Annotated in this window: 20 protein-coding genes; 11 read left to right on the top strand and 9 right to left on the bottom strand. The window is 68.2% G+C overall.

The features are described from left to right. Positions 1-354 precede the first annotated feature (354 nt). From AZL_RS24660 to AZL_RS24650, 3 genes are all read right to left on the bottom strand, one after another. On the bottom strand, positions 355-1,434 hold the full coding sequence (locus tag AZL_RS24660) for a zinc-binding metallopeptidase family protein (RefSeq protein WP_012977144.1): 1,080 nt from the start codon (positions 1,432-1,434) through the stop codon (positions 355-357). Between the two features lie 64 nt (positions 1,435-1,498). Beyond that, a complete protein-coding gene (gene glgX, locus AZL_RS24655; RefSeq protein WP_012977143.1) occupies positions 1,499-3,811 on the bottom strand; it encodes a glycogen debranching protein GlgX in 2,313 nt (770 codons plus the stop codon). A 135-nt stretch (positions 3,812-3,946) separates the two neighbouring features. Then, complete coding sequence (locus tag AZL_RS24650; RefSeq protein ID WP_012977142.1) at positions 3,947-4,882, bottom strand: LysR substrate-binding domain-containing protein; 936 nt, start codon at positions 4,880-4,882, stop codon at positions 3,947-3,949. 128 nt (positions 4,883-5,010) lie between these two features. Between AZL_RS24650 and AZL_RS24645 the strand changes: the two genes are divergently transcribed. The 3 genes from AZL_RS24645 (at position 5,011) to AZL_RS24635 (ending at position 8,483) form a co-directional block, all read left to right on the top strand. Next, the gene (locus AZL_RS24645) at positions 5,011-6,471 is read left to right on the top strand and encodes a catalase (RefSeq protein WP_012977141.1); all 1,461 of its coding nucleotides are present in this window, start codon (positions 5,011-5,013) and stop codon (positions 6,469-6,471) included. A 285-nt stretch (positions 6,472-6,756) separates the two neighbouring features. Beyond that, positions 6,757-7,188, top strand: coding sequence for a hypothetical protein (locus AZL_RS24640; protein WP_042445570.1), 432 nt, complete (start codon positions 6,757-6,759; stop codon positions 7,186-7,188). Between the two features lie 197 nt (positions 7,189-7,385). Next, positions 7,386-8,483: a lytic transglycosylase domain-containing protein gene (locus AZL_RS24635; RefSeq protein WP_148219635.1), complete on the top strand. Its 1,098-nt coding sequence runs from the start codon at positions 7,386-7,388 to the stop codon at positions 8,481-8,483. Positions 8,484-8,514: 31 nt separating this feature from the next. Here the strand turns inward: AZL_RS24635 and AZL_RS24630 are convergent, their stop codons facing one another. Beyond that, a complete protein-coding gene (locus tag AZL_RS24630; RefSeq protein ID WP_042445567.1) occupies positions 8,515-9,540 on the bottom strand; it encodes a hypothetical protein in 1,026 nt (341 codons plus the stop codon). A gap of 179 nt (positions 9,541-9,719) precedes the next feature. On the opposite strand from AZL_RS24630, the gene AZL_RS24625 reads away from it, so the two are divergent. Then, positions 9,720-11,051 carry a GH1 family beta-glucosidase gene (locus AZL_RS24625; protein ID WP_012977137.1) on the top strand — a complete coding sequence of 444 codons (1,332 nt, stop codon included), beginning with the start codon at positions 9,720-9,722 and terminating at the stop codon, positions 11,049-11,051. A 46-nt stretch (positions 11,052-11,097) separates the two neighbouring features. On the opposite strand, the gene hutU is transcribed toward AZL_RS24625, so the two are convergent. Genes hutU through hutI form a run of 3 tightly spaced genes read right to left on the bottom strand, consistent with a single transcriptional unit; the run spans position 11,098 to position 14,810 of the window. Beyond that, positions 11,098-12,780, bottom strand: coding sequence for a urocanate hydratase (gene hutU / locus AZL_RS24620; protein WP_012977136.1), 1,683 nt, complete (start codon positions 12,778-12,780; stop codon positions 11,098-11,100). Between the two features lie 51 nt (positions 12,781-12,831). Then, the gene (hutC, locus tag AZL_RS24615; RefSeq protein WP_012977135.1) at positions 12,832-13,560 is read right to left on the bottom strand and encodes a histidine utilization repressor; all 729 of its coding nucleotides are present in this window, start codon (positions 13,558-13,560) and stop codon (positions 12,832-12,834) included. After that, complete coding sequence (hutI, locus tag AZL_RS24610; protein WP_012977134.1) at positions 13,557-14,810, bottom strand: imidazolonepropionase; 1,254 nt, start codon at positions 14,808-14,810, stop codon at positions 13,557-13,559. The genes hutC and hutI overlap by 4 nt, the downstream gene beginning before the upstream one ends. A 121-nt stretch (positions 14,811-14,931) precedes the next feature. On the opposite strand from hutI, the gene AZL_RS24605 reads away from it, so the two are divergent. The 4 genes from AZL_RS24605 (at position 14,932) to AZL_RS24590 (ending at position 19,354) form a co-directional block, all read left to right on the top strand. Continuing rightward, positions 14,932-16,296, top strand: a complete 1,365-nt coding sequence (locus tag AZL_RS24605) for a formimidoylglutamate deiminase (protein ID WP_012977133.1) — start codon at positions 14,932-14,934, stop codon at positions 16,294-16,296. Then, positions 16,293-17,831, top strand: coding sequence for a histidine ammonia-lyase (gene hutH / locus AZL_RS24600; RefSeq protein ID WP_012977132.1), 1,539 nt, complete (start codon positions 16,293-16,295; stop codon positions 17,829-17,831). The genes AZL_RS24605 and hutH overlap by 4 nt, the downstream gene beginning before the upstream one ends. Then, on the top strand, positions 17,828-18,643 hold the full coding sequence (hutG, locus tag AZL_RS24595; protein ID WP_012977131.1) for an N-formylglutamate deformylase: 816 nt from the start codon (positions 17,828-17,830) through the stop codon (positions 18,641-18,643). The genes hutH and hutG overlap by 4 nt, the downstream gene beginning before the upstream one ends. An 81-nt stretch (positions 18,644-18,724) precedes the next feature. Then, entirely contained in the window at positions 18,725-19,354 is a 630-nt protein-coding gene (locus AZL_RS24590) for a phosphatase PAP2 family protein (RefSeq protein ID WP_247894480.1), read from the top strand. A 13-nt stretch (positions 19,355-19,367) separates the two neighbouring features. Here AZL_RS24590 and AZL_RS24585 read toward each other — a convergent pair whose 3' ends face one another. Then, entirely contained in the window at positions 19,368-20,219 is an 852-nt protein-coding gene (locus tag AZL_RS24585) for a carbon-nitrogen hydrolase family protein (protein ID WP_012977129.1), read from the bottom strand. Between the two features lie 27 nt (positions 20,220-20,246). Further along, complete coding sequence (locus AZL_RS24580; protein WP_042445564.1) at positions 20,247-21,479, bottom strand: hypothetical protein; 1,233 nt, start codon at positions 21,477-21,479, stop codon at positions 20,247-20,249. Between the two features lie 371 nt (positions 21,480-21,850). Between AZL_RS24580 and AZL_RS36415 the strand changes: the two genes are divergently transcribed. The 3 genes from AZL_RS36415 to AZL_RS24570 all read left to right on the top strand — a co-directional run bounded on the left by AZL_RS36415 (position 21,851) and on the right by AZL_RS24570 (position 23,643). Next, the gene (locus tag AZL_RS36415; RefSeq protein ID WP_158306014.1) at positions 21,851-22,009 is read left to right on the top strand and encodes a hypothetical protein; all 159 of its coding nucleotides are present in this window, start codon (positions 21,851-21,853) and stop codon (positions 22,007-22,009) included. 165 nt (positions 22,010-22,174) lie between these two features. Further along, complete coding sequence (locus tag AZL_RS24575; protein WP_012977127.1) at positions 22,175-23,005, top strand: helix-turn-helix domain-containing protein; 831 nt, start codon at positions 22,175-22,177, stop codon at positions 23,003-23,005. Next, positions 23,002-23,643 carry a hypothetical protein gene (locus AZL_RS24570; RefSeq protein ID WP_012977126.1) on the top strand — a complete coding sequence of 214 codons (642 nt, stop codon included), beginning with the start codon at positions 23,002-23,004 and terminating at the stop codon, positions 23,641-23,643. The genes AZL_RS24575 and AZL_RS24570 overlap by 4 nt, the downstream gene beginning before the upstream one ends. The last annotated feature ends 143 nt before the right edge of the window (positions 23,644-23,786 follow it).

Genomic DNA, 23,786 nt, shown 5'->3' with positions numbered 1-23,786 from the left:
ATCCCCTTCCGCCGGGCCGCCGCCGAAGGAGGGAAGAATCTTGCGTCATAAACGAAAAATCCAGCCGCAACGGGCTGGATTTTCGGCGACGCAGCATTATTTATTGTTTCGATCGCCTTTCAGGCGTTTCCTCCCTAAACTCGGGCCGCGGCTGTATAGCTAGCGGCCTTTTCCTTTTTACGCAATATGCTGAACGTCAGTGTCACAAACTTTTTTGGGGTTGCGAACTCCAGAGAGGCGATCGGAATGGATTTCTCACACCTTCAGATTGTGCGATCCGCCGGTGCTTCCGCTTAAGCCCTCATAATGGGCTGGAATGAGAGAGCCCCTCCACGAGATCGGCTGGGCGGGGAGCTAACGCCCCTCCACTCCCCGCACCATGCCGTTCATGAAGCCCAGCTTTTCGATCACCGCCGGGGACAGGATGAAGGGATAGAGATCCGGCTGGCCCATGCTGCGGTTCAGGCTGTTCACCGCATAGGTCAGCGGCAACCAGGAGTCGATCAGTTCCTCGACCCGCCGCGCCCGATGGGGGTTGAAGTCGATCTCAGCCTCCAGTTCCGCCCCCTCGGTGATGCGCGGGCGGATCTTCAGGCCGAAGGCGCGGGCGGTTTCCAGCGTGTCGACGATGTGCAGGTAATGCGCCCAGGTCTCGGCGAAATCCTCCCACGGGTGGGCGGTGGCGTAGCTGCTGACGAAGCCGTCCTGCCAGTCCGGCGGCGCGCCGTTGGCGTAGTGGTGCTTCAGCGCCTCGCCGTAATCCTGCCGTTCGTCGCCGAACAGGGCGCGGAAGCGTTCCAGCAAGGCCGGATCATCGCGCACCAGCCGGTCCCAGATGTAATGGCCGCTCTCATGCCGGAAATGGCCGAGCAGCGTGCGGTAGGGCTCGCCCATCTCGGCGCGGCGCTTCTCGCGCTCGGCATCGTCGGCCTCGGCGACGTTGATGGTGATCAGGCCGTTGGCATGGCCGGTCAGCACCGGCGTCACCGTGCCGTCGGCGGCGACGCTGTCGGACAGGAAGTCGAAGGCCAGCCCCTCCTGCGGATTTTCCGTCCGGGTCCGCAACGGCAGTTTCAGGTTGGTCAACGTGTAGAACAGATGATGCTTGGCCAACTCCAGCTTGCGCCAGCGCGGCAAATTGTCGATGTCGGACAGGTCGGGGATGGTGTGATTGTGCCGGCAGGCGGCGCAATGGCTGTCGGATGACTCGGCCGGCAGCATCCAGTTGCAGGCGTCCAGTTCGGCATTCGCACAGAATTTGTAAAGCGGCTCGCTGGCGGCGAGCGCCCGCCACACCCCGTCATCGCCGGTGGGGTCGATCGCCGACAGGGTGCCGACGTCCGGCAGATAGCCGAGCCGATGGCCGCAGCGCTCGCACAGCGTGTTCTCGAAATAGAGAGGCTGGCGACAGTTCTGGCATTCGAAGAGTTTCATGGCGGGGGTCCGGGGGGTCGGAGGATCCCCTCTCCCCGGGGGGAGAGGGGGATTGAGCATCGGGTCAGGCCGGTTTCCTCGTGTCGGGGGTGGACTGCGCATCCGCTTCCGCCTTGACCGGTTCCTCGACCTCCCCACCCTCCCCCGCCCCGGCGCCCTCCTCGCCATAGGACGACACCGTCGTCGGGCTTTCGGCGACGCTGCGCAGCGCGCGGGCGGCACGGCGCAGCGCGAAGGAGGTCTTGCCCTCCGGTTCCAGCGCCAGCAGCAGCAGCGAGCGCCCCGTCACCACATAGCCCTCGCCGGTGTTGACGCGCGGCGCCTCGTCGGGCTCCGGCAGGTTGGTGTCGACCAGACAGCGCCAGACGCTGCCGCCGGTCACCTCCGGCAGCGTGAACTCCACCACGTCATGATGGGCGTTGATCACCAGCAGCAGGGTGGCGTCCATCGCCGGACGCTTGATGCCGCTGGCCTGCGCCCGGCCGTCCAGCAGCATGCCGAGGCAGCGGGCGTTGCCGTCATGCCAGTTGGCCTCCGCCATCTCGTCGCCGCCGGGGGTCAGCCAGGTGACGTCCTTGACGTCGAATTCGGCATTGTATTCACCGGACAGGAACCGGCCGCGGCGCAGCATGGGGAAGGACTGGCGCACCGCCACCACGCGGCGGACGAACTCGACCAGCGACTGCCCCTCCTCGTCGATGTCGTCCCAGTTCAGCCAGGCCGTCTCGTTGTCCTGGCAATAGGCGTTGTTGTTGCCGTGCTGGGTGTTGCCGAACTCGTCGCCGGCCAGCAGCATCGGCGACCCCTGCGACAACAGCAGCGTCGCCAGCATGTTGCGCTTCTGCCGCTCCCGGAGCGCTCTGATTTCCGGATCGTCGGTCGGCCCCTCCACCCCATGGTTCCAGGACAGATTGTGGGAGTGGCCGTCGTTGTTGCCCTCGCCGTTCGCCTCATTGTGCTTGTGGTTGTAGGAGACGAGGTCGTTCAAGGTGTAGCCGTCATGGGCGGTGATGAAGTTCACGCTGGCCCAGGGCTTGCGCCCGCGCTTGTCGAACAGGTCGGCCGAGCCGCACAGGCGCGGCGCCACCTCCGGCAGCTTGCCCTCGTCGCCCTTCCAGAAGGCGCGGACGGTGTCGCGGTAGCGGTCGTTCCATTCCGCCCAGCCCGGCGGGAAATTGCCGACCTGATAACCGCCGGGGCCGCAGTCCCACGGCTCGGCGATCAGCTTGACGCTGTTCAGGATCGGGTCCTGGAGACAGCTGTCGAGGAAGCCGCCGCCCTCGTCGAAGCCGTAGGGCTCGCGGCCGAGGATGGTGGCGAGGTCGAAGCGGAAGCCGTCGACATGCATCTCCGTCGCCCAGTAGCGCAGGCTGTCGGTGACCATTTGCAGGACGCGGGGGTTGCTGAGATTGACGGTGTTCCCGGTCCCGGTCTCGTTGATGTAGTAGCGCTTCCGGTCCGGGATCAGCCGGTAGTAGGAGGCGTTGTCGATGCCCTTGAAGGACAGGGTGGGCCCGCGCTCGTTGCCCTCGGCCGTGTGGTTGTAGACGACATCGAGGATCACCTCCAACCCGGCATTGTGGAGATGGGCCACCATCTCCTTGAATTCCTTGATGGCGTTGCCCGATGCGGCATAGCGCGGCTCCGGCGCGAAGAAGCCGATGGAGTTGTAGCCCCAATAATTGGCCAGTTCCTTGTCGACCAGATGCTGGTCCTGGACGAAGGCGTGGACCGGCAGCAGCTCCACCGAGGTGACGCCGAGCGAACCGATATAGTCCACCACCTCCTTCACCGCCAGGCCGCCATAGGTGCCGCGCAGGCTGTCGGGCACCGCCGGATGCAGCCTGGTGAAGCCCTTCACATGGGTCTCGTAGAAGATGGTGCGGTCCCAGGCGATGCCGGGCTTGTGGTCGCGGCCCCAGGTGAAGGCGGGGTCGATCACCTTGCATTTCGGCATGAAGGGCGCGCTGTCGCGCTCGTCGAAGGTCAGATCGTCGCCCGATTCCATCACATAGCCGAAATGGGCCGGGTTCCAGCGGATCTCGCCGACCAGCTCCTTGGCATAGGGGTCGAGCAGCAGCTTGTTGGGGTTGAAGCGGTGCCCCTGCTCCGGCTCGTAGGGGCCGTGGACCCGGTAGCCGTAGAGCAGGCCGGGCCGGGCGTCGGGAAGATAGCCGTGCCAGATCTCGTTGGTGAATTCGGGAAGCTCGATCCGCTCAAGCTCCTCCTCGCCGCTCTCGTCGAACAGGCACAGCTCGACCCTGGTCGCGTTGGCCGAAAACAGGGCGAAGTTGACGCCGAGCCCGTCCCATGTCGCGCCCAGCGGAAAGGGCAATCCTTCACCGAGCCGCGTCGCCTGCCTCAGGATGTTCGCCATGATCGCCCGCTTCTCCGCCTGGATCGAAAATCACGCCCGCGCTCCCCGACAGTGAGGAGCGTGGGCCGTGCCTTCAACCCGGCCGATCGGCGCTTGTTCCGTCCCGCCGCCATTCAGCCCTTCAGGATCGGCCCTTCAGGATAGGACCGGTCCGGTCCCGGCCGGCATCCGGCGGCGCAACAGGTCGACCAGTTCGCGCAGGCCGCGGTCGCGCGGGTCGCTGGCGCGCCAGACCAGACCGACGACGCGGCCGGGCGGCGTGCCGGCCTCGAAGGCGCGATAGTCGACCAGCCCGCCGACGCTGGCCGCCGCCCCGTCATCCCCCGTTGTCGCCAGCAGCGGCATCAGCGTGCAGCCGGCGCCGGCCGCCACCATGTGGCGCAGCGTCTCCAGCCCGGTGGCGTGGACGCCGCCGCCCCGCGCGCTGAGCCCGCAGGCGGCCAGCGCCTGATCGCGCAGGCAATGCCCCTCCTCCAGCAGCAGCAGCTCGGCCGGGTCGAGATGGTTCAGCGACAGGCCGGGCGTGGCGCGGAGGCGATGGCCGGTGGGGTGGGCGAGCAGGAAGGGCTCGAAGAACAGCGGTTCCGCCGTCAGCCCCTCGCCCTCCACCGGCAGGGCCAGCAGAACGGCGTCGATCCGGCCGTCGCGCAGTTCCTCCAGCAGGCTGTCGGTGCGGCCCTCCGACAGGATCAGGGTCAGCTCGGGCCAGGCGGCGCGCAGCGGCGGCAGGATGTGGGGGAACAGATAGGGGCCGAGCGTGTGGATGGCCGCCAGCCGCAGCCGGCCGGTCAGCGCCCCGTCCGAACCGTCGGCCAGCGCCAGCAGCCGCCGCGCCTGCTCCAGCACGACGCGGGCCTGCGTCACCACCGCCTCGCCGCGCGGGGTCAGCAGGACCTTGCGGCTGGTCCGCTCGAACAGGGAGAGGCCGAGAGCCTCCTCCAGCTTGCGGATCTGGGCGCTGAGCGAGGGCTGGCTGACGGCGCAGCGCTCGGCGGCGCGGCCGAAATGGCGCAACTCGGCGACGGCGACGACATATTCCAGATCCCGCAGGGACAGGCCGGCGATATTCATAGACGGTGCCTATTGGTGCATTTCCTTCAATGTCTTGGATATATCGTTCAAGACGCCGGATAACCAGAGGCGAGACAATGACGCCGCGTCGCACGACAGCAGATCGGGCGGCACCGCCTTCTGAGAGGATGACCCGGATGAGCACCCTGACCACCAGCTTCGGCCAGCCCGTTCCCGACAACCAGAATTCGCTGAGCGCCGGGCCGCGCGGTCCGCTGCTGCTGCAGGACTTCCACCTGATCGAGAAGCTGGCCCACTTCAACCGCGAACGCATTCCCGAACGCGTGGTCCATGCCAAGGGCGCCGGCGCCTACGGCACCTTCCGCGTCACCCGCGACGTGACGCGGTGGACCAAGGCCGCCTTCCTGTCGGATGTGGGCAAGGAGACCGGCGTGTTCCTGCGCTTCTCCACCGTGGGCGGCGAGAAGGGCTCCGCCGACGCCGAGCGCGATCCGCGCGGCTTCGCCATCAAGTTCTACACGGAAGAGGGCAATTACGATCTGGTCGGCAACAACACGCCGATCTTCTTCCTGCGCGATCCGCTGAAGTTCCCCGACTTCATCCACACCCAGAAGCGCAACCCGGCCACCAACCTGAAGGATCCCACCGCGATGTGGGACTTCTTCTCGCTGTCGCCGGAGACGATGCACCAGCTGACCATCCTGTTCAGCGACCGCGGCACGCCGCGCGGCTATCGCCACATGGACGGCTTCGGCAGCCACACCTTCTCCTGGATCAACGCCGCCAACGAGCGCTTCTGGGTCAAGTACCATTTCAAGACCCGCCAGGGCATCCAGAACTTCACCGCCGCCCAGGCGACGACGATGGCCGGCATCGACCCCGACCACGCCACCCGCGACCTGTTCGCCGCCATCGAGGACGGCGATTTCCCGGCCTGGACCGTCTCGGTGCAGATCATGCCGGAGGCCGAGGCCGACGCCTACCGCATCAACCCGTTCGACCTGACCAAGGTGTGGCCGCACGCCGATTACCCGCTGATCGAGATCGGCGAGCTGGTGCTGAACCGCAACCCGGAGAATTTCTTCGCCGAGACCGAGCAGTCGGCCTTCAGCCCGGCCAGCGTGGTGCCCGGCATCTCCTTCAGCCCCGACAAGATGCTGCAAGGCCGGCTGTTCGCCTATGCCGACGCCCACCGCTACCGTCTGGGCGGCAATTACGCCCAGATCCCGGTCAACAAGCCGCAGGGCTGCCCGGTCCACAATTACCAGCGGGACGGCGCCATGCGCACCGACGGCAATGGCGGCGGCCGCCCGAACTACGAGCCGAACAGCTTCGGCGGTCCGGCCCAGACCGGGGTGGCGAGCGAGCCGCCGCTGCGCATCAGCGGCGACGCCGCCCACTATGACCACCGCGAGGGCAACGACGACTACGCCCAGGCCGGCGCGCTGTTCCGCCTGATCGGGGTGGAGGCGCAGGACCGGCTGATGGACAACATCGCCGGCAGCCTGAGCAAGGCCCCGCTGTTCGTCCAGCAGCGCCAGCTGAAGCATTTCCTGGCCGCCGATCCGGCCTATGGCGAGGGCATCGCCAAGCGCCTGGGCCTGACCACGTTGCAGGCGGCGGAGTGAGGTGAGTTCGCGTTGAGTTTCCCGGCCCATCCGCCGCGATGCGGAGGGGCCGGGTGTGAGGTGCCCCGCCCGCCAACCCCCTTTTGGGCGGCGGCATGAGTGCCGGCATCGCGCCGCGCATTTCCCCGACCGACTTGCGGCCCTCCTCCCGGCGACGGGGGGAGGGCCTTTTTTCGTCAGCCGCCCCCTCCCCCCACCCAAACGGCGCGGTCGCCGCTTGGGGGCAGACAAAGCCGGCCGCGCCGTCCTAAAGTCCGCCTTCAGCGCGAGGGTGACGAATACGGCATGGGACGCGACAGCAACATCGAAAGAACCACCACCGGCCTGACCGGAAAGGGACTGGATACCCTGCTGGCGGCGGCGGAGACGCTGGCGCATGCGCCGGAGGATGGCTGGCGGCTCGACCTGCTGCGGGTGGCGCTGCGCATCGCCCGCTCCACCGAGGATCCGATCGACCTGGAGCGCGCCAATCTGGCCTTCAAGGCGCTGCCGCGCCGGCTGCGCACCCCGCTGGTCGACCGCGCCGCCATGCTCGCCCGGCGCGAGGCGGAGCGCGCCCAGATGACGGAGGAAGAGGCGGAAAGACCGAAGTCCGGCGGGTTGCTGGGCGGATTGTTCGGGCGATCCGGCGGACCGCCCAGCCGCAAGACCGCCAAGGAGCGGCTGCTGCGCGAGTTGGCGACCCGCCGCGACCCGGACGACGACCGCGAAAGCTGAGGGCCGGGGAAGCGGAGGCCGCGCCGGACGGCAGATGCCCGTCCGACCGCTTGCCAGACCGAAGGAGCGCGGACCACCCTCCCCCTCCGCGCTCCCCGGCCGAGGCGAAGGTCACAGTCGGGACGGTTTACGGCGGGTCGGGAATGTGCAAAGGTCGCTACCTCCCAATTGGGCTTATCCACAAGTAGATGCGAACGATGACCGGGGGTTCCGTGCGTCGCCTGAAGCCATTGCTGACCTGCGCCGCCCTGACCGCGCTGCTGAGCGCCTGCGCCAGCGGCGGCGGCAGCCATCGCACCGCCACGCCGGCGGAAATCGACGCGCATGTCGCCGAAGCCTCCAAGCGCTTCGACATGCCCGAGCTGTGGATCCGCGAGGTCATCCGCCAGGAGAGCGGCGGGCGCACCACCGTCAACGGCCAGCCGATCGTCAGCAAGGCCGGCGCCATGGGCCTGATGCAGCTGATGCCCGCCACCTATGAGGAGATGCGGCGCAAGCACAATCTGGGATCCGACCCCTTCGATCCGCATGACAACATCATCGCCGGCACCGCTTATCTGCGCGAGATGTACAATCTGTTCGGCGCGCCGGGCTTCCTTGGCGCCTATAATTGCGGTCCGGGCTGTTACGGCGATTATCTGGCCGGCAAGCGCGGCCTGCCGGGCGAGACCCGGCGCTACATCGCCTCGGTCAGCCCGCGGCTGAACCGCACCCCGGCTCCCAACGGCGCCGACATCGTGCTGGTCAGCGCGCCGCCCTCCACCTCGACGGATTCGCCGCCGGATTACGGCTCGCCCTATGCCCGGCCGTCCGCCTCCTCTTCGCCGGCCCCCGTCTACACGCCGCCCCCCAATCCGGCGCCGGCCTATTCCCCGCCGGTCGAGACCAGCCAGCCGGCGCCAAGCCGCGGCCCCATCGCCGTGGCGGCCCTGCCGGCCCCGATCCAAACGACCCAGGCGGTGCGCGTGGTGGCGCCCGACACCTCCACCCCCGACGCCCCGGCGCCGCGCGCGGTGGCGACGATGGCCGGGGCCGCCAGTGCCGGCGGCGGGATTTGGACGGTGCAGCTCGGCGCCTTCCGCTCGCCCGACGACAGCCAGCGGGTGATCGACCGCGCCCGCAGCAGCATGCCGATGCTGTCGCGCTCGCAACGCATCGTCCAGGCGGTGGATACCCAGACCGGGCCGCTCTATCGCGCCCGCCTGTCCGGCCTGTCGCAGCAGGACGCGGCCAACGCCTGCAACGGGCTGGTCAGCCAGGGCATGGCGTGCTTCGTGGTGGCGCCGGGGGCCTGACCCCCGGCGGACACCGATCAGCCCGCCCGGATCAGACCTCGCTGACGCGGCGGCAGCGCCGCTTGATCAGGGCCAGCGCCTCTTCGGCGCGGTCGCCGGTAAGGTCGAAGACCCGCTCGTCCAGCAGCGCGCCGTCGGAATTGTAGGCGCGGACCTGCAAGCCCTCCGCCGTGCCGCCGACCGCCACATCGAGGATGCCGTCCCCGGTCTCGTTGCCGGCGATGTCGAGGAAGTCATTGACCTCGTCGAAATTGGCGTCGATATCGTCGGGCCAGACCCCTTCGGCGGTGAAATCCAGCAGGTCGTTCAGCCCGCCCACCGGCTCGCAACGCTTGACCCGCGGGTCGGCCGCCGTCACCGCCTCGGCGAAGGCAGCCATCGACTGGCGGATGCGCTCCTGCTCGATCGGATCGATTTCCATCTCCTGCCCCTCGCCGCCGAAGCCGAGGTTGAGCGGGTCGGGCATCGCCTCGCCCTCCTGCTCCGCGTCCTCCTCGATCACCAGCCCGACGACGGAGACGAGACGGGACCCGATGTCGTCGGCGGAGGCGACCAGATCCTGGTCGCGGACGAAAGCCTCCGCCGCCCCGGTCGAGTCGATCAGTCGGCGCAGCAGGGTGCGGCGGTCGGCGGCCTCAAGATAGGACAGCGGTTCCGGATCCAGCCACAGCGGCAGCAACCGCATGTCGGTGGCCTTCTCCAGCAGCCCGGCGGAATCCAGCGCCCGTTCGATGGCATCGACCGACGGCGGCTCGTCCAGCCGGCCCTCGACCTCCAGCACCAGCCAGAACAGGGTCGACAGGGTCGGGTCGCCATGCTCGTCGGTGCTCTGCGCCGTTTCCGAGAAGGCCTCGACCTCGTCCATGAAGTCGTAGCCTTCCTCCTCGCGCAGCTTGCCCAGCGCCGCTTCGATCACACCCTGGCGGTTGGAGTCCAGCACCTCGTCGAGCAGGGCGCCGAAGCGCTCGTCGTTGTTGCGCCACAGCCGGACCAGCCGGTCGGCCGGCGTCCCGCTGAACTGGCCGCCCTTGCCGTTGACTCCGTCCTTCTTCGCCATGATGCGCCCGTTCCTTTCTGCATTCGCCCGGTCAATCGGCGTGACCATAGGAGCGCCGCGCCGTCCTGTCGACCGAGATATGGTGACGGTTTTCCGCAACGCCCGCGGCGACGATTGGCCCCTTTCCCCCGCACGGGAAAGCGGTAGGATCCCGGTCTTCTCCTTTCGGATGAGCCGCCATGACCGAACGTCCGGTTTTCCCCAAAGAGTTCCTGTGGGGCGCCTCCACCTCCGCCTACCAGATCGAGGGCGGAGCCGACGCCGACGGGCGGGCGCCCAGCATCTGGGATCTGTTTTGCCGGCTCAAGGGGCGGGTCGACAATGGCGACAGCGGCGATGTCGCCTGCGACCATTACCATCTGATGCCGCAGGACGTCGATCTGATGGCGGAACTGGGGTTGCGGGCCTACCGCTTCTCGGTCTCCTGGCCCAGGGTGCTGCCGCGCGGGCGGGGGGCGCCGAACGACAAGGGGCTGGATTTCTACGACCGGCTGATCGACCGGCTGCTGGAAAAACGGATCGAGCCGTGGCTGTGCCTCTATCACTGGGATTTGCCGCAGGCCTTGCAGGATCTGGGCGGCTGGAGCACCCGCGACAGCATCGGCTGGTTCGAGGATTACGCCGCGCTCTGCGCCCGGCGCTATGGCGACCGGGTGAAACGCTGGGCGACCTTCAACGAATTCTCGGTGTTCACCCTGTTCGGCTGGGCCTTCGGCTGGGGGGCGCCCAGCATCGCCGACCGCGCCACCCATCTGAAGGTCATCCACCACGTCAACCTCGCCCATGGCGCCGGGGTCGATGTGCTGCGCACCCTGGTGCCGGGAGCCTCGATCGGCGCGGTGCACAGCGTCCAGCCGATGCGGCCGGAGACCGACAGGCAGGAGGATGTCGAGGCGGCGGCCCTGTTCGACGAGCATTGGAACCGCGCCTTCCCCGACGCGCAACTGCTGGCCCATTACCCGCGCCGCATCGCCGAGGCGATCGAGCCGTACGTCCTGCCCGGCGACATGGCGCGCATCGCCCGGCCGCTGGACTGGTTCGGGCTGAACCATTACGCCCCGGTCTATGGCCGCAAGGACGACAGCCTGATCTGGGGCTTCGGCTTCGGCTCTCCCCCGCCGGGGATGAAGCGGACGGCCATCGGCTGGCCGTATGATCCGGACTGCTTCCGCGACACGCTGCTGGATCTGACCCGACGCTACCGCCTGCCGATCTATGTCACCGAGAACGGCTATGGCACCAAGGCGGCGGAGACGCCCGACGCCGAGGGGCGCGTGGTCGATGCGGAGCGGCTGGCCTATCTGCAAGCCTACATCGCGGCGATGGCGGAGGCCAAGGGGCTGGGCGCCGACGTTCGGGGATATTTCGTCTGGTCGCTGCTGGACAATTTCGAATGGGGCGGCGGCTACGGCACGCGGTTCGGCATCGTCCGGGTGGATTTCGAAACCCAGGCGCGGATCCCGAAGGAGTCCGCACGCTGGTATTCCGACCTGATCCGGGGGTATGAGTGAAGTCAGCGACATGTCCCCTCTCCCCCAAGGGGAGAGGGAGGCCCCCTTACTTCAGAAACGGCAGGTTCAGCCCCTGTTCCTTGGCGCAAGTGATGGCGATGTCATAGCCGGCGTCGGCGTGGCGCATCACGCCGGTGGCCGGGTCGTTCCACAGCACGCGCCCGACCCGCCGGGCCGCCTCGTCGCTGCCGTCGCAGACGATGACCATGCCGGAATGCTGCGAGAAGCCCATGCCGACGCCGCCGCCATGGTGCAGGCTGACCCAGGTCGCCCCGCTGGCGGTGTTCAGCAGCGCGTTCAGCAGCGGCCAGTCCGACACCGCGTCGGAGCCGTCCTTCATCGCTTCCGTCTCGCGGTTCGGGCTGGCGACGGAGCCGCTGTCGAGATGGTCGCGGCCGATGACGATCGGCGCCTTCAGCTCGCCCGACTTCACCATCTCGTTGAAGGCGAGGCCGAGGCGGTGGCGCTGGCCGAGGCCGACCCAGCAGATGCGGGCCGGCAGGCCCTGGAACTGGATGCGCTTGGCCGCCATGTCGAGCCAGTTGTGCAGGTGCGGATCGTCGGGGATCAGCTCCTTCACCTTGGCGTCGGTCTTGCGGATATCCTCCGGATCGCCGGACAGCGCGGCCCAGCGGAATGGGCCGATGCCGCGGCAGAACAGCGGACGGATATAGGCGGGGACGAAGCCGGGGAAGTCGAAGGCGTTCTCCAACCCCTCCTCCTTCGCCATCTGGCGGATGTTGTTGCCGTAATCGACGGTCGGGATGCCCATGGCATGGAAGGCCAGCATCGCCTCCACCTGCACGCGCATCGACTTGCGGGCCGCGGCGGCGACGGCGGCCGGCTGGCTTTCGCGGGCGCCCTCCCACTCCTCCAGCGTCCAGCCCTGCGGCAGATAGCCGTTCACCGGGTCATGGGCGGAGGTCTGGTCGGTGACGATGTGCGGCCGGGCCTTGATGTCGGTCTCGGCGCGGCGCGCCAGTTCGGGGAAAACATCGGCGGCGTTGCCGAGCAGGCCGACGGAGATCGCCTCGCCCTTGGCGCAGGCCTCGTCGATCCAGGCCAGCGCCTCGTCCAGGTCGGCGGTGTGGCGGTCGAGATAACCGGTGCGGAGCCGCATCTCGATGCTGCTGGGGCGGCATTCGACCGCCAGCATGCAGGCGCCTGCCATGGTCGCGGCCAGCGGCTGCGCCCCACCCATGCCGCCGAGGCCGCCGGTGAGGATCCATTTGCCCTTGAGGTCGCCGTCGTAATGCTGGCGCCCGGCCTCGACGAAGGTCTCGTAGGTGCCCTGCACGATGCCCTGGCTGCCGATGTAGATCCAGGATCCGGCGGTCATCTGGCCGTACATCGCCAGACCCTTGCGGTCCAGCTCGTTGAAATGCTCCCAGGTCGCCCAGCGCGGCACCAGGTTGGAGTTGGCGATCAGCACGCGCGGCGCGTCGGCATGGGTGCGGAAGACGCCGACCGGCTTGCCCGACTGGACCAGCAGGGTCTCGTCGTCGTTCAGCGTCTTCAGCGCGGCGACGATGCGGTCGAAGCTTTCCCAATCACGGGCGGCGCGGCCGATGCCGCCATAGACGACCAGCTCCTGCGGCCGTTCGGCGACGTCGGGGTCGAGGTTGTTCATCAGCATGCGCATCGGCGCCTCGGCGAGCCAGCTCTTGCAGCTCAGTTCGGGGCCGTGCGGGGCACGGATGACGCGCTGGTTATCGAGGCGGGATGACATCGGTCGATGGCTCCTGGTGGGAGGGATGTGCGTTTCGAGGTCTTATGTTCGTCAGGAGGGCGGAAGCTGGAACCGCGCCCCCAGCCGGTAGCGGCTGCCGGGATGGACCAGCATCGCCACCGTCACCACCCTCCCCTGGACCCACGTCCGGCGGGTGACGCGCAGACAGGGTTCGGTGACGGGGATGTCGAGCAGGCGGGCGATCTCCGGCGTCGGCGCCACCGCTTCGATGACATGCTCGACCTGCGGCGAGGCCTCCAGCCGGATCAGATACTCGCCCGGCGTCTGGCGGGTGAAGTCCTGGTCCAGATAGTCGGGCGCCACCGCCGGGTTGACCCAGCGTTCCTCCAGTTGGACCGGCACGTCGCTTTCGCTGTGGACGACGACGGAATGGAACAGTTTCGCCCCGACCGGCAGGTTGAAGCGGCGGGCCAGCCCGGCATCGGCGGTGACCGCGAGCAATCGCTCCACCCGGCAGCCATGGATGTTGCCGCGTTCGGCGATCTCGTCGGCGATGCTGCGCAGTTCCACCACGTCGGTGCTGGGCGGCCGTTCGGCGACGAAGGTGCCCAGCCCCTGCACGCGGGTCAGCAGCCCCTCGTCGGTCAGGTCGCGCAACGCGCGGTGGACCGTCATCCGGCTGACCGAGAATTCCTCCAGCAGTTTGTGCTCCGATGGGATCTGGAAGCCCTCCGGCCAGTCGCCCGAGCTGATGCGGCGGCGGATGGCTTCCTTGATCTGGGCGTAGCGCGGCTGGGCGGTGGAGATGGTGTCGCTCACGCCGCCTCCGCTTCGACGCGCGGCTTGCGGACCACGCCGCCATTGACCACCGCCATGCAGGGGTTGAGGCCGATGGCGTAGGCCAGTTCCGCCGGATGTTCGATGCGCCAGACCGCCAGATCGGCGCGCTTGCCCGGCGCGATCACGCCGCGATCCTTCAGCCCGAGAGCCTTCGCCGCATGGCGGGTGACGCCGGCCAGCGCCTCCGCCGGGGTCAGGCGGAAGAAGGTGCAGCCCATCGACAGCATCAGCAGCAGCGAGGCGACCGGCGAGGTGCCGGGGTTGTTGTCGGTGGACAGCGCCATCGGTACGCCGTGACGGCGCAGCAGATCGATCGGCGGCAGTTTGGTCTCGCGCAGGGCATAGAAGGCGCCGGGCAGCAGAACCGCCACCGTGCCGGCCTTGGCCATGGCGACGACGCCCTCCTCGTCCAGATGCTCGACATGGTCGGCGGACAACCCGCCGAACTCCGCCACCAGCCGGGCGCCGCCGAGGTTGCTGAGCTGTTCGGCATGCAGCTTCACCGGCAGGCCGAGCCGCTTCGCCGCCTCGAACAGCCGGCGGGTCTGGGCGACGGAGAAGCCGATCCCCTCGCAGAAGGCATCCACCGCGTCGGCGAGGCCCGCTTCGGCGATCGCCGGCAGCGTCTCGGCACAGATGCGGTCGATGTAGCCGTCGGGGTCGTTCCTGAATTCCGGCGGCAGGGCGTGGGCGCCGAGATATGTGGTTCGCACCTCCACCGGACGGCGCTGGGCCAGCCGGCGGGCGACGCGGAGCATGCGCGTCTCGGTCTCGCTGTCGAGGCCATAGCCGGACTTCACCTCCACCGTCGTCACGCCCTCGGCCAGCAGGCTGTCCAGCCGCGGCAGGGTGGCGGCCAGAAGCTGGTCCCCGCTGGCGGCGCGGGTGGCGGAGACGGTGGACAGGATGCCGCCGCCGGCCCGCGCGATCTCCTCATAGCTGGCGCCGTTCAGCCGCATCTCGAACTCGCGGGCGCGGTTGCCGCCATGAACGAGGTGGGTGTGGCAGTCGATCAGGCCGGGGGTCATCCAGCCGCCCCGACCGGAATGGATCTGCGTCGCCAGCGCGTCGGGCGCATCGGTCAGCGCGGCGCGGCGGCCGACGAAGGCGATGCGGCCGTCCTTGATGCCGACCGCGGCGTCGGCGATGGCGCCATAGCCGTCATCGTCGCCCATGGTCGCAACGGACAGGTCGATCCACAGGGAATCCCACGGCGCGCTGGTCGGCATCGGTCGGTTCCTTTGAGACGCCCTCCCCCGCCCCGGGAGAGGGAAAGTTTGTACCGCAACCCTCTTGGCAGCGGGTTGCCTATACTTGTATAGTGTTGTCTATAATAGCGAGGACGCCCTCATGAGCAACCTGTTTTTTGCCTCGGCGCTGCTGCCGGACGGCTGGGCGGAGGATGTGCTGGTCACGGTGGAGGACCGAGGCCGGATCGTCTCGGTGGCGCCCGGTGCCAACTGCCCGGCCGATGCGGAGCGCTTCGCCGGGGCGGCTGTCGCCGGTATCGCCAACCTGCATTCCCACGCCCATCAACGCGCCATCGCGGGGATGGGCGAATCCTCCGGCGAGGGATCGGACAGCTTCTGGAGTTGGCGCGAGGTGATGTATCGCGCGCTCGACCGCATGGATCCGGAGGATTTCGAGGCGGTCGCCGCCCAGCTCTATGTCGAGACGCTGAAGGCCGGCTTCACCGCCATCGCCGAATTCCATTACCTGCACCATGACCGCGACGGCAGCGCCTACGCCGACCCGGCGGAGATGGGCCACCGCGCCATTGCCGCCGCGCGGGCCGCCGGGCTGCCGATCACCTTGCTGCCGGTGCTCTACAACGCGTCCGGTTTCGGCGGCACGCCGCCGACCGCCGGGCAGCGCCGCTTCATCCATGACGGGGCAGGGTTCGCCCGGCTGACCGACGCCCTGCGCGGCGCCTATGGCGACTCCTCCGATGTGCGGCTGGGCATCGCGCCCCATTCGCTGCGCGCGGTGCCGGACGGGCTGCTGGCGGAGAGCGTCGCCGCCCATCGGCAAGGCCCGATCCATATCCACATCGCCGAACAGCGCCGGGAGGTCGAGGATTGTCTCGCCCACCATGGCCGCCGCCCGGTCGAGCATCTGCTGGAAACCCAGCCGGTCGATGAGCGCTGGTGCCTGATCCACGCCACCCATATGACTGAAACGGAAGTGGCGGGCGTCGTCGCCCGTGGTGCGGTCGCCGGCCTGTGTCCGACCACCGAGGCCAATCTCGGCGACGGCTTCTTCGCCGCCGAGTCCTACCTGGGCCGGGGCGGGCGCTGGGGCGTCGGGTCGGACAGCCACATCTCCGTCAGCCCGGTCGAGGATCTGCGCTGGCTGGAATATGGCGCGCGGCTGACCAGCGGCCGGCGCACCGTGCTGGCCGGCGGTCCGCGCCGCTCCACCGCCCGCCGGCTGGTGGAGGACGCCCAGGCCGGCGGGGCGCAGGCGACGGGCTTCGAGGCCGGGCGCATCGCCGCAGGGCTCCGCGCCGATATCGTCGTGCTCGACACCAACCACCCGCTGCTGGCGGCGCGCAAAGCCGACGCGCTGCTGGACGGCTGGATCTTCGCCGGCAACGCTCCCCTGGTGCGGGACGTGGTGATCGCCGGACGCGCCGTCGTCCGCGACCGCCGCCACCCGCGCGAGGAGGAGATCGCCGACCGCTTCAAGAACACTCTTGGGAGACTTCTGGGATGAGCGAGAGCATCACTCTGGTTCCGGGCGCGCTGTCGCTCGACACGCTGCGCAGCATCTACCGCGGCCGACCGGCCCTGACGCTCGACCCGGCGGCCTATCCGCGGATGGAGCGCTCGCGCGCCCTGATCGACCGGATCGCCGGCGGCGAGGAGGCCGTCTATGGCGTCAACACCGGCTTCGGCAAACTGGCCCATACCCACATCGCGGCCAGCGACCTGGAAACGCTCCAGCGCAACCTGATCCTGTCGCACGCCACCGGCGTCGGCGCCCCGCTGGCCGATGGCGTGGTGCGGCTGATCCTGGTGATCAAGGCGGCCAGCCTCGCCGTCGGCGCTTCGGGCGTGCGGCCGGCGCTGGTCGATGCGCTGCTGAAGCTCCATGAGGCCGACGTGCTGCCGGTGGTGCCGGGCAAGGGTTCCGTCGGCGCCTCGGGTGATCTGGCGCCGCTGGCCCATCTGTGCGGCGTGCTGCTCGGCATCGGCCATGTCCGGGTGAAGGGCGAGACGCTACCGGCGGAAGAGGGGCTGCGCATCGCCGGCCTGCCGGTCTTCGAGCTGAAGGCCAAGGAAGGGCTGGCGCTGATCAACGGCACCCAGGTGTCCACCGGTCTGGCGCTGGCCGGGCTGTTCGAGATCGAGCGCACCTTCAAGGCGGCGCTGGTCGCCGGCTCCTTGTCGGTGGAGGCGGTGATGGGCAGCCACCGGCCCTTCGACGCCCGCATCAGCGCGCTGCGCGGCCAGCCCGGCCAGATCGCCGTCGCCGCCGCCTTCCGCGAGGTGCTGTCCGGCAGCGCGCTGAACGCCAGCCACCAGGGCCCCGACTGCCACCGGGTGCAGGATCCCTACAGCCTGCGCTGCCAGCCGCAGGTGATGGGCGCGGTTCTGGACCAGATGCGGCAGGCGGCGCGCACGCTGGTGATCGAGGCCAACGGCGTCACCGACAACCCGCTGGTCCTGGTCGACACCGACGAGGTGCTGTCCGGCGGCAATTTCCATGCGGAGCCGGTGGCGATGGCCGCCGACCAGCTCGCCATCGCCGCGTCGGAGATCGGTGCCTTGGCCGAACGCCGGATCGCCATGCTGATCGACACCACCATCAGCGGCCTGCCGCCCTTCCTGGTGGCGGAGCCGGGGCTGAATTCCGGCTTCATGATCGCCCATGTCACCGCCGCCGCGCTCGCGTCGGAGAACAAGACGCTGGCCCACCCCGCCAGCGTCGACAGCCTGCCGACCTCCGCCAACCAGGAGGACCATGTCAGCATGGCGACCTTCGCGGCGCGCCGCCTCGGCGACATCGCCGGCAATGTCGCCGACATCGTCGGCATAGAGCTTTTGGCCGCGATTCAGGGGCTGGAATTCCATCGCCCGCTGAAGACCACCGAGCGGCTGGAAGACGCCATCGCCACCATCCGCGCCGAGGTGCCGCGCTATGACGTGGACCGCTACTTCGCCCCGGATCTGGCCGCCATCGGCGCCCTGGTGCGCAACGGCGCGCTGGACGGCGTGATGCCGGTTTCGCTGGAGGCCGGACAATGAGCGGCGCCGTCTTCGATCTGGCGCGGGGCGACGGGCCGCTGGTCATCAGCATGCCCCATTGCGGCACCGAGCTCTCCCCCGGTCTGGCGGAACGGCTGACGGAGGAGGCGCTGACCCTGCGCGATACCGACTGGCACATGCCGCGGCTGTACGGCTTCGCCGGGGACCAGGGGGCGACGCTGCTGAGCGCGCGTTACTCCCGCTATGTCATCGATCTCAACCGGCCGCCCGGCGGCGAAAGCCTCTATCCCGGTCAGGCGACCACCGGCCTGTGCCCGGACATCCTGTTCGACGGCACGCCGCTCTACCGTGACGGACAGGCGCCCGACGCGGCCGAGGTGGCGCAGCGGGTCGAAACCTATTGGCGCCCCTACCACGCGGCGCTGGTGGCGGAACTGGCACGGGTGAAGGCGCGCCACGGTTTCGCCCTGCTCTACGACGCCCATTCGATCCGCAGCCATGTGCCGCGCCTGTTCGACGGACGGCTGCATGACCTGAATCTCGGCACCGCAAGGGGCGGCAGCACCGATCCGCAACTGGCCGCCCGCATCGTCGCGGCGATGGAGAACGCGGCGGCGGTGGAAGGAATGACCTGCGTCACCAACGGGCGTTTCGTCGGCGGCCACATCACCCGCGCCTATGGCCAGCCGGCGAACGGTGTCCAGGCGATCCAGATGGAGCTGGCGCAGGACAATTACATGGACGAGGACGCCCCACCCTTCGCCTACCGTCCCGAACGGGCCGAACGGCTGCAACGGGTGCTGGCGGCGGTGTTGGACGCCTTCACCGGCTGGCAACCGGTGCGGAACTGACCTTCAGCGGGGGCGCGGAACCGTCCCCGCCCGTCTTGCGTTCCCCTGCGGCGCCCATTCCGGGGCGCGTGGATGCGGGGAATGGCAGTGAACGGCATCACCGAACAGAGCGGCATCGAGACACCGGGCGGCGGCATCGGCTATGGCGGGCGCCCCGCCCCCGCCGCCCTTCGACCCGCCCTGACCACCGTCGACAGCCTCGACGCCCAGCTGCATGACATCGTCACCTGCGATCCCGGCCCGCTCGGCGCCGCCCTGGCAACCGCGGGCCATTACGTCATAAAGCGTCATGTGCTGATCCCCGGCTTCGCCATCGCCGGCATCGTCGGCCTGCTGACCGGACAGGCGGATCTGCGCCGCGCCGGCAGCGTGGGCGTCGCCGGGCTGGTGGCGACCGCCAGCGCCAGCCGCTCGATCAAGCGCTACGTCAAACGCCGCCGCCCCGACGAATGCGCCCCACGACGCAAGCCGGGCTGGCAGATCAGCGCCCGCTCCCTGCCATCCGGCCATGCCGCGAGCGCCTTCGCCGCGGCGACAGCGCTCGCCACGGTCAGCCGCTCGCCGGCACAAAGCCTCGTGATTTATGGGACGGCCGCGGCCCTGGCGAGCGGGCGGGTGGTCCGGCATCGCCATTGGACTTCCGATGTGCTGGCCGGCGCCCTGTTGGGCACGGCGGTCACTCTGCTGGCGCGGCGACTGCTGCCGCGCTGAGCGCCGTTATGCATCAAATAGCCGTCCGATCCCGGCTTCTGGGATCGTCGCGATAATGGTCCGTATAGAGGGCCCCGCTCCGCGCGCCGGCACGGAACTGTCTGACCATGCGGGAATAGGCATCCGCCCCGGCATCATCGGGAATGCGGTTGAGCATCAGGCCCGGCACATGCCGGGTGCAGTGGTGGACGGCATGACCGCCACGCTCCACCCACAGGCTGGGAAATTCCTGGAACGATGGGCACCATGACGCCTGACTGATGAACAGCTGGTGCTGCTGGGCATTGGCCTGCGCGAGGATGCGCGCCATCGCGGTCCAGTCGGTGTCCGCCCTGGCCGTCAGGCTTCCCGACGTGCTGTGGAAGACGAGGGTCACGCCCGCGTCGGAATATTCCTGCCAAAGGTCCGGAAACTTCTCTTCCATGCAAATCAGGATCCCGCAGCGGATCCCCTTCACGTCAAAGATCACGGGATGGTCGCCGGGGGTGTGGCAGGTCAGATCCCCGACCGAACAACGCCGCTTGTCGTAACGGTCGGCGATCCGCCCCTCCGGCGTGACGACATAAACGGAATTGTGCGGGTGATTGCCGCCTGTGAGCCTGTGGCTGCCGCCAATCACTCCCCAGACGCCATGGCGGCGACAGGTGTCCATCACCTGCCGCATCTCCCGGCGCAGGTCCGTCCAGTCATAGCCGTCCCAACTGGGAAAATTCGCTCTGCAATAACCCGAGAGCGCGCATTCGCCGAAATGGACGATCTCCGCCCCTTGTGCCGCCGCTTCCGCGACGAAGGCGCGAATGTGCGCTCCATTGCGTCTCGGATCGGCGGAAACCGGGAACTGGCAGGTCGCGACGGTCAGCGTCATGCCATCCTCCCGAGACCGTCCGAAAGTCTATTTCTTGGGCAGCGGCAAGCTCGCCTGTTCCGTCTTCGCAGGGTCGGCAAGTCGCTTGGCGCGCTTGTTGCGGACCTCCGCCACCTCTCCCGCCTTCAGCGGCACGAAACCGTCCGGACGCATGGCATTGCCGACGATCTGTTTCAGCAGATCGATGTTGGTGGTCTGCACGCGGCGGCCACGGCGGACCTGATCGAGGAATTTCTGCGACGGCGTCAGCACATAGTCGATGGCGTCGATGCGCTTGCCGACCTTGGTGTATTCCTTGTCGGCGACATCGAGGATGCCCTCATCGACCAGCGCATCGACGGCGGAGGTGACCACGCGCAAGGTGTCGCGGCGGCGCGACCACTCGTTCATGCCGCTGTTCTTGATGATCTCGTCGGCGCTGATCGACACCGGTTTCGCCTCGTCGTCGGCGGTGTCGTATTCGATCGACAGCCGGTTGTAGAGCCAGCGCGACACCGGCGACTTCAACTTCATCAGCCAAGCGTAGGAGACCGGCTTGAACTCCAGGTCGCGGATGGCGGCCGAGACCAGCGGGTTGAATTCCAGATAGGTCTCCTCGACCCCGCCATCCTCGTCGACGAGATCGGGACGGGAGCGGATCGCCAGCACCGGAAAGGCGGTCGATTCCAGCAGGTTCTGCCCGCGGCTCTTCTTGCCCGGCTCGGCGCTGCCGCCGGTGGAGATGATGATGCGCGAGCGCGCCAGGATGGTCAGGGATTCGCGGATGTCCTGGATCGACAGGGTGTGGTTGACCGCCCGCAGCTCCCGCTGGATTTCGTAGAGGCTGAACCGCATCTGCACCTTGTCGCGGTTCTCACCGGTCAGTGACAGGCGCGAGCGGTCCATGGCGAGACGGCGGACGACCTGTTCCACCACCTGCTCGCGCTCCGACGGAAAGATCTCGACTTCGACCAGGTCCGGGCCGGTGGCGGGCGCCCGGTCATCGCGCTTGACCGAACCGAGGCGGTCGATACGGGCGGGCTGGACGGTCAGGCGATAGTTGCGGCCACGGAACGCGAACTCGCGCCGCACCGACTTCATGAAATTGTCCTTGGTGACCAGTTCGCCCTTGTCCTTCGCCACCTTCTCCTTGTCGTTGTCGCGGGAGACGAACACGAACCGCGGCGCCAGATCGTAGAGCGCGATCAGGTGCGATTGTGAACGGTCTTCCAGCTCGAACAGGATGAGCTGTGCGGCGCTGGTCGGGGCCATCTTGGTCATGAACGTCTCCGAAGGTCGGGAGTAACCATGGCGCGCCGGACCGGCAGGTGCAACAGAGTGCCGTGAAATTACCGCCTCCGGCATGGAGCGACAGCCCGCGCATATGGTGCGGTACCCCGCGATGGTGGAGCAAAGGCCCGCAGTTATGGAGCGATAGCCCGCGATTGGCGTCGGGAGCCTGCGACGGTTGGGTTTCGAACCGCGACTCTTTGAAGAATCGGGGAGAATCGGCGCCGGCCCGCAATGGTCTCCGGGCGGGGAAACCGCGGGCTGCGGCTCCATGCGGACCGGACTGACGATCAGCGGGGGTATGATACGGTCCAATGGCCCGCGACCAATCCCATCAGCCGGCAATCGCGGGCTGATGCTCCATGATCGCGGCCGATGATCGGTCCCGTAATGGGGTGGCAATCGCGGGCAAGAACTCCATGACCGCGACCAAAAGCATCAGGATTCCGATTCGGGACGGCAGCGCGGGCCGATGCTCCATGGTCGCGGGCAGCGGCTTCAACGTCGCGGGCTATCGCTGACCATGCGCGGGCTGCCACTCCATGGGCATCTTATGGAGTTGATGCCCGCGATTCGACTCTGCGACGAAGCGCTTCGAATCCTCCATCCCAATCGCCACAGCGCACATCCGCGGCTCAAAGCCGAGGCCGAAACGGCGCCATCGGCGCGGAGGAGTATCGCCAGAGATGACTGACACCAGAACAAGCCCGAACAGAGGCGGGCAAAACCGTTGGGGCCGGATTCCGGCCTGGTGGCTCGATCACCCGGAACTCGATGCCGACGGCCTCGCCGTACTGGCGGCGCTCAGCACCTATGCCGACGAAGCGGGGGTCTGCTGGCCTTCGCAAGCGACGCTCGCCGACAAGCTGAAACGCAGCCGCCCCACCGTCAACCGGATCCTGGGACGGCTGGAATCGCTGGGGCTGGTGGACATCGAACATCGCCGCTCCGCCAATGGCGGCCGCCTGAGTTGCCGCTACCGGCTGGTTCTGACCGTTTCGGCACAGGAAGGTCCGGGTGCAGGGATGGACATTCCCGGTGACTCGGCAATGGACTCCCCCTGTTCACCCATGAGTCAGAAACAGCCTGAATCAGAACATATTTCACAGACACACGCTCCGCGTCCGGGCGGGAAGAAACCCGTCTATGCGGAACCCGTTCCAACGGATTGGTCCCCATCGGCGGTCGATCGGCGATGGGCGGCGACCCGCTTTCCAGGCGTCGATGTCACCGCCCATGCGGAGCGTTTCGTCCAGCAATGCCTTGCCCATGGTTATCGTTACCGTGACCCAGCCGCGGCATGGCGGTCATGGCTGCTGAAGGATGCCGACCATATGGAGCAACAGCCCGCGGCACGCTCCCATCGATCGAACACCCGCAAGACCATGACCATACCGCGCTCCGCCACCGACGGCGTTGCGATCGCGGAACAGCGTCTGTCAGCCTGGGCCAGCGTCGCCATGCGCCTGGACAGCGGCCCATCCGCCACAGCCGCCACCCCCTGGGGCATCGCATGAGCAACCTTCATCCGTTTCCCGGCTCCTCCTCCGCCCCGCAAAACCTGCCATTGCCCTTCGATCCGGCGATGGCTCCCGCTCCGCGTTGCCGGATACTGCACCAGTCATTGCCGGAACCGTTGCGGCAGGTGATCGATCAGGGACGGATCGAACGCCACAGCCGCTTCAGCGAGGAGGGCTTCGCCGATGTGGTCGAGACCTGGACCCCGCCGGAGGGGATGACGCCACGCCATGCCGCGTTGGCCCGCCGGGCGCTCGCGGAAATCGATGAAACCATCCTGGCGCCGGCACCGGCCAACCATCTGCTTGGCCGTGTCCTGGCGTTGCTCAGTCATTTTCCGGCGAAGGCGACCACGCCGGAGGTGGAGCAATTGCTCGCGATGGATTGGGCTGACGACCTTGGCGAATTCCCGGCCTGGGCCATCGATCACGCGGCGCGCCGGTGGCGGCGTACCCGCAAATGGCGACCGAGCATCGCCGAGATCCGCGCCCTGTGCGAGGAGGCCTGTGCGGGTGAACGGGCTTTGGCCGACCGCTTGCGCGCAATCGCGCTGGCAGGGGAACGGCTTGGCGAGACGGGCCACGGCTCCGGCGACTTCCGGCCGATGCTGGCGTCGGCACTGCGCCGCATGTGGTGACATGTGCTATTTTCTGTCTTATCTGGCGGCTCTGTGGCAGGATGGACACCTTGCCGGGGCTCCGGAAAGTTAAGACATGTCTTAGATTTGCGCCACGGCCGCGCTTTGGTAAAAGGGTTTGGCAGCCGATGGCGTGCTGACGC

The organism is Azospirillum sp. B510 (assembly GCF_000010725.1).
Taxonomy (GTDB): domain Bacteria; phylum Pseudomonadota; class Alphaproteobacteria; order Azospirillales; family Azospirillaceae; genus Azospirillum; species Azospirillum lipoferum_B.
The sequence above is the reverse complement of the archived record's forward strand: the minus strand, read 5'-3'. Positions and strand labels throughout refer to the sequence as shown.

What these genes read in the sequence shown, in the direction of transcription:
- AZL_RS24585 (WP_012977129.1), bottom strand. Translation starts at nt 20,219, where the DNA reads ATGACGCTGACCGTCGCGACCTGCCAGTTCCCGGTTTCCGCCGATCCG.
- AZL_RS24570 (WP_012977126.1), top strand. Translation starts at nt 23,002, where the DNA reads ATGAGCAACCTTCATCCGTTTCCCGGCTCCTCCTCCGCCCCGCAAAAC.
- AZL_RS24640 (WP_042445570.1), top strand. Translation starts at nt 6,757, where the DNA reads ATGGGACGCGACAGCAACATCGAAAGAACCACCACCGGCCTGACCGGA.
- AZL_RS36415 (WP_158306014.1), top strand. Translation starts at nt 21,851, where the DNA reads ATGATCGCGGCCGATGATCGGTCCCGTAATGGGGTGGCAATCGCGGGC.
- AZL_RS24575 (WP_012977127.1), top strand. Translation starts at nt 22,175, where the DNA reads ATGACTGACACCAGAACAAGCCCGAACAGAGGCGGGCAAAACCGTTGG.
- AZL_RS24630 (WP_042445567.1), bottom strand. Translation starts at nt 9,540, where the DNA reads ATGGCGAAGAAGGACGGAGTCAACGGCAAGGGCGGCCAGTTCAGCGGG.
- AZL_RS24590 (WP_247894480.1), top strand. Translation starts at nt 18,725, where the DNA reads ATGGCAGTGAACGGCATCACCGAACAGAGCGGCATCGAGACACCGGGC.
- AZL_RS24635 (WP_148219635.1), top strand. Translation starts at nt 7,386, where the DNA reads ATGACCGGGGGTTCCGTGCGTCGCCTGAAGCCATTGCTGACCTGCGCC.
- AZL_RS24605 (WP_012977133.1), top strand. Translation starts at nt 14,932, where the DNA reads ATGAGCAACCTGTTTTTTGCCTCGGCGCTGCTGCCGGACGGCTGGGCG.
- hutU (WP_012977136.1), bottom strand. Translation starts at nt 12,780, where the DNA reads ATGTCATCCCGCCTCGATAACCAGCGCGTCATCCGTGCCCCGCACGGC.
- AZL_RS24580 (WP_042445564.1), bottom strand. Translation starts at nt 21,479, where the DNA reads ATGACCAAGATGGCCCCGACCAGCGCCGCACAGCTCATCCTGTTCGAG.
- hutH (WP_012977132.1), top strand. Translation starts at nt 16,293, where the DNA reads ATGAGCGAGAGCATCACTCTGGTTCCGGGCGCGCTGTCGCTCGACACG.
- AZL_RS24645 (WP_012977141.1), top strand. Translation starts at nt 5,011, where the DNA reads ATGACCCGGATGAGCACCCTGACCACCAGCTTCGGCCAGCCCGTTCCC.
- hutI (WP_012977134.1), bottom strand. Translation starts at nt 14,810, where the DNA reads ATGCCGACCAGCGCGCCGTGGGATTCCCTGTGGATCGACCTGTCCGTT.
- AZL_RS24660 (WP_012977144.1), bottom strand. Translation starts at nt 1,434, where the DNA reads ATGAAACTCTTCGAATGCCAGAACTGTCGCCAGCCTCTCTATTTCGAG.
- AZL_RS24650 (WP_012977142.1), bottom strand. Translation starts at nt 4,882, where the DNA reads ATGAATATCGCCGGCCTGTCCCTGCGGGATCTGGAATATGTCGTCGCC.
- hutG (WP_012977131.1), top strand. Translation starts at nt 17,828, where the DNA reads ATGAGCGGCGCCGTCTTCGATCTGGCGCGGGGCGACGGGCCGCTGGTC.
- AZL_RS24625 (WP_012977137.1), top strand. Translation starts at nt 9,720, where the DNA reads ATGACCGAACGTCCGGTTTTCCCCAAAGAGTTCCTGTGGGGCGCCTCC.
- glgX (WP_012977143.1), bottom strand. Translation starts at nt 3,811, where the DNA reads ATGGCGAACATCCTGAGGCAGGCGACGCGGCTCGGTGAAGGATTGCCC.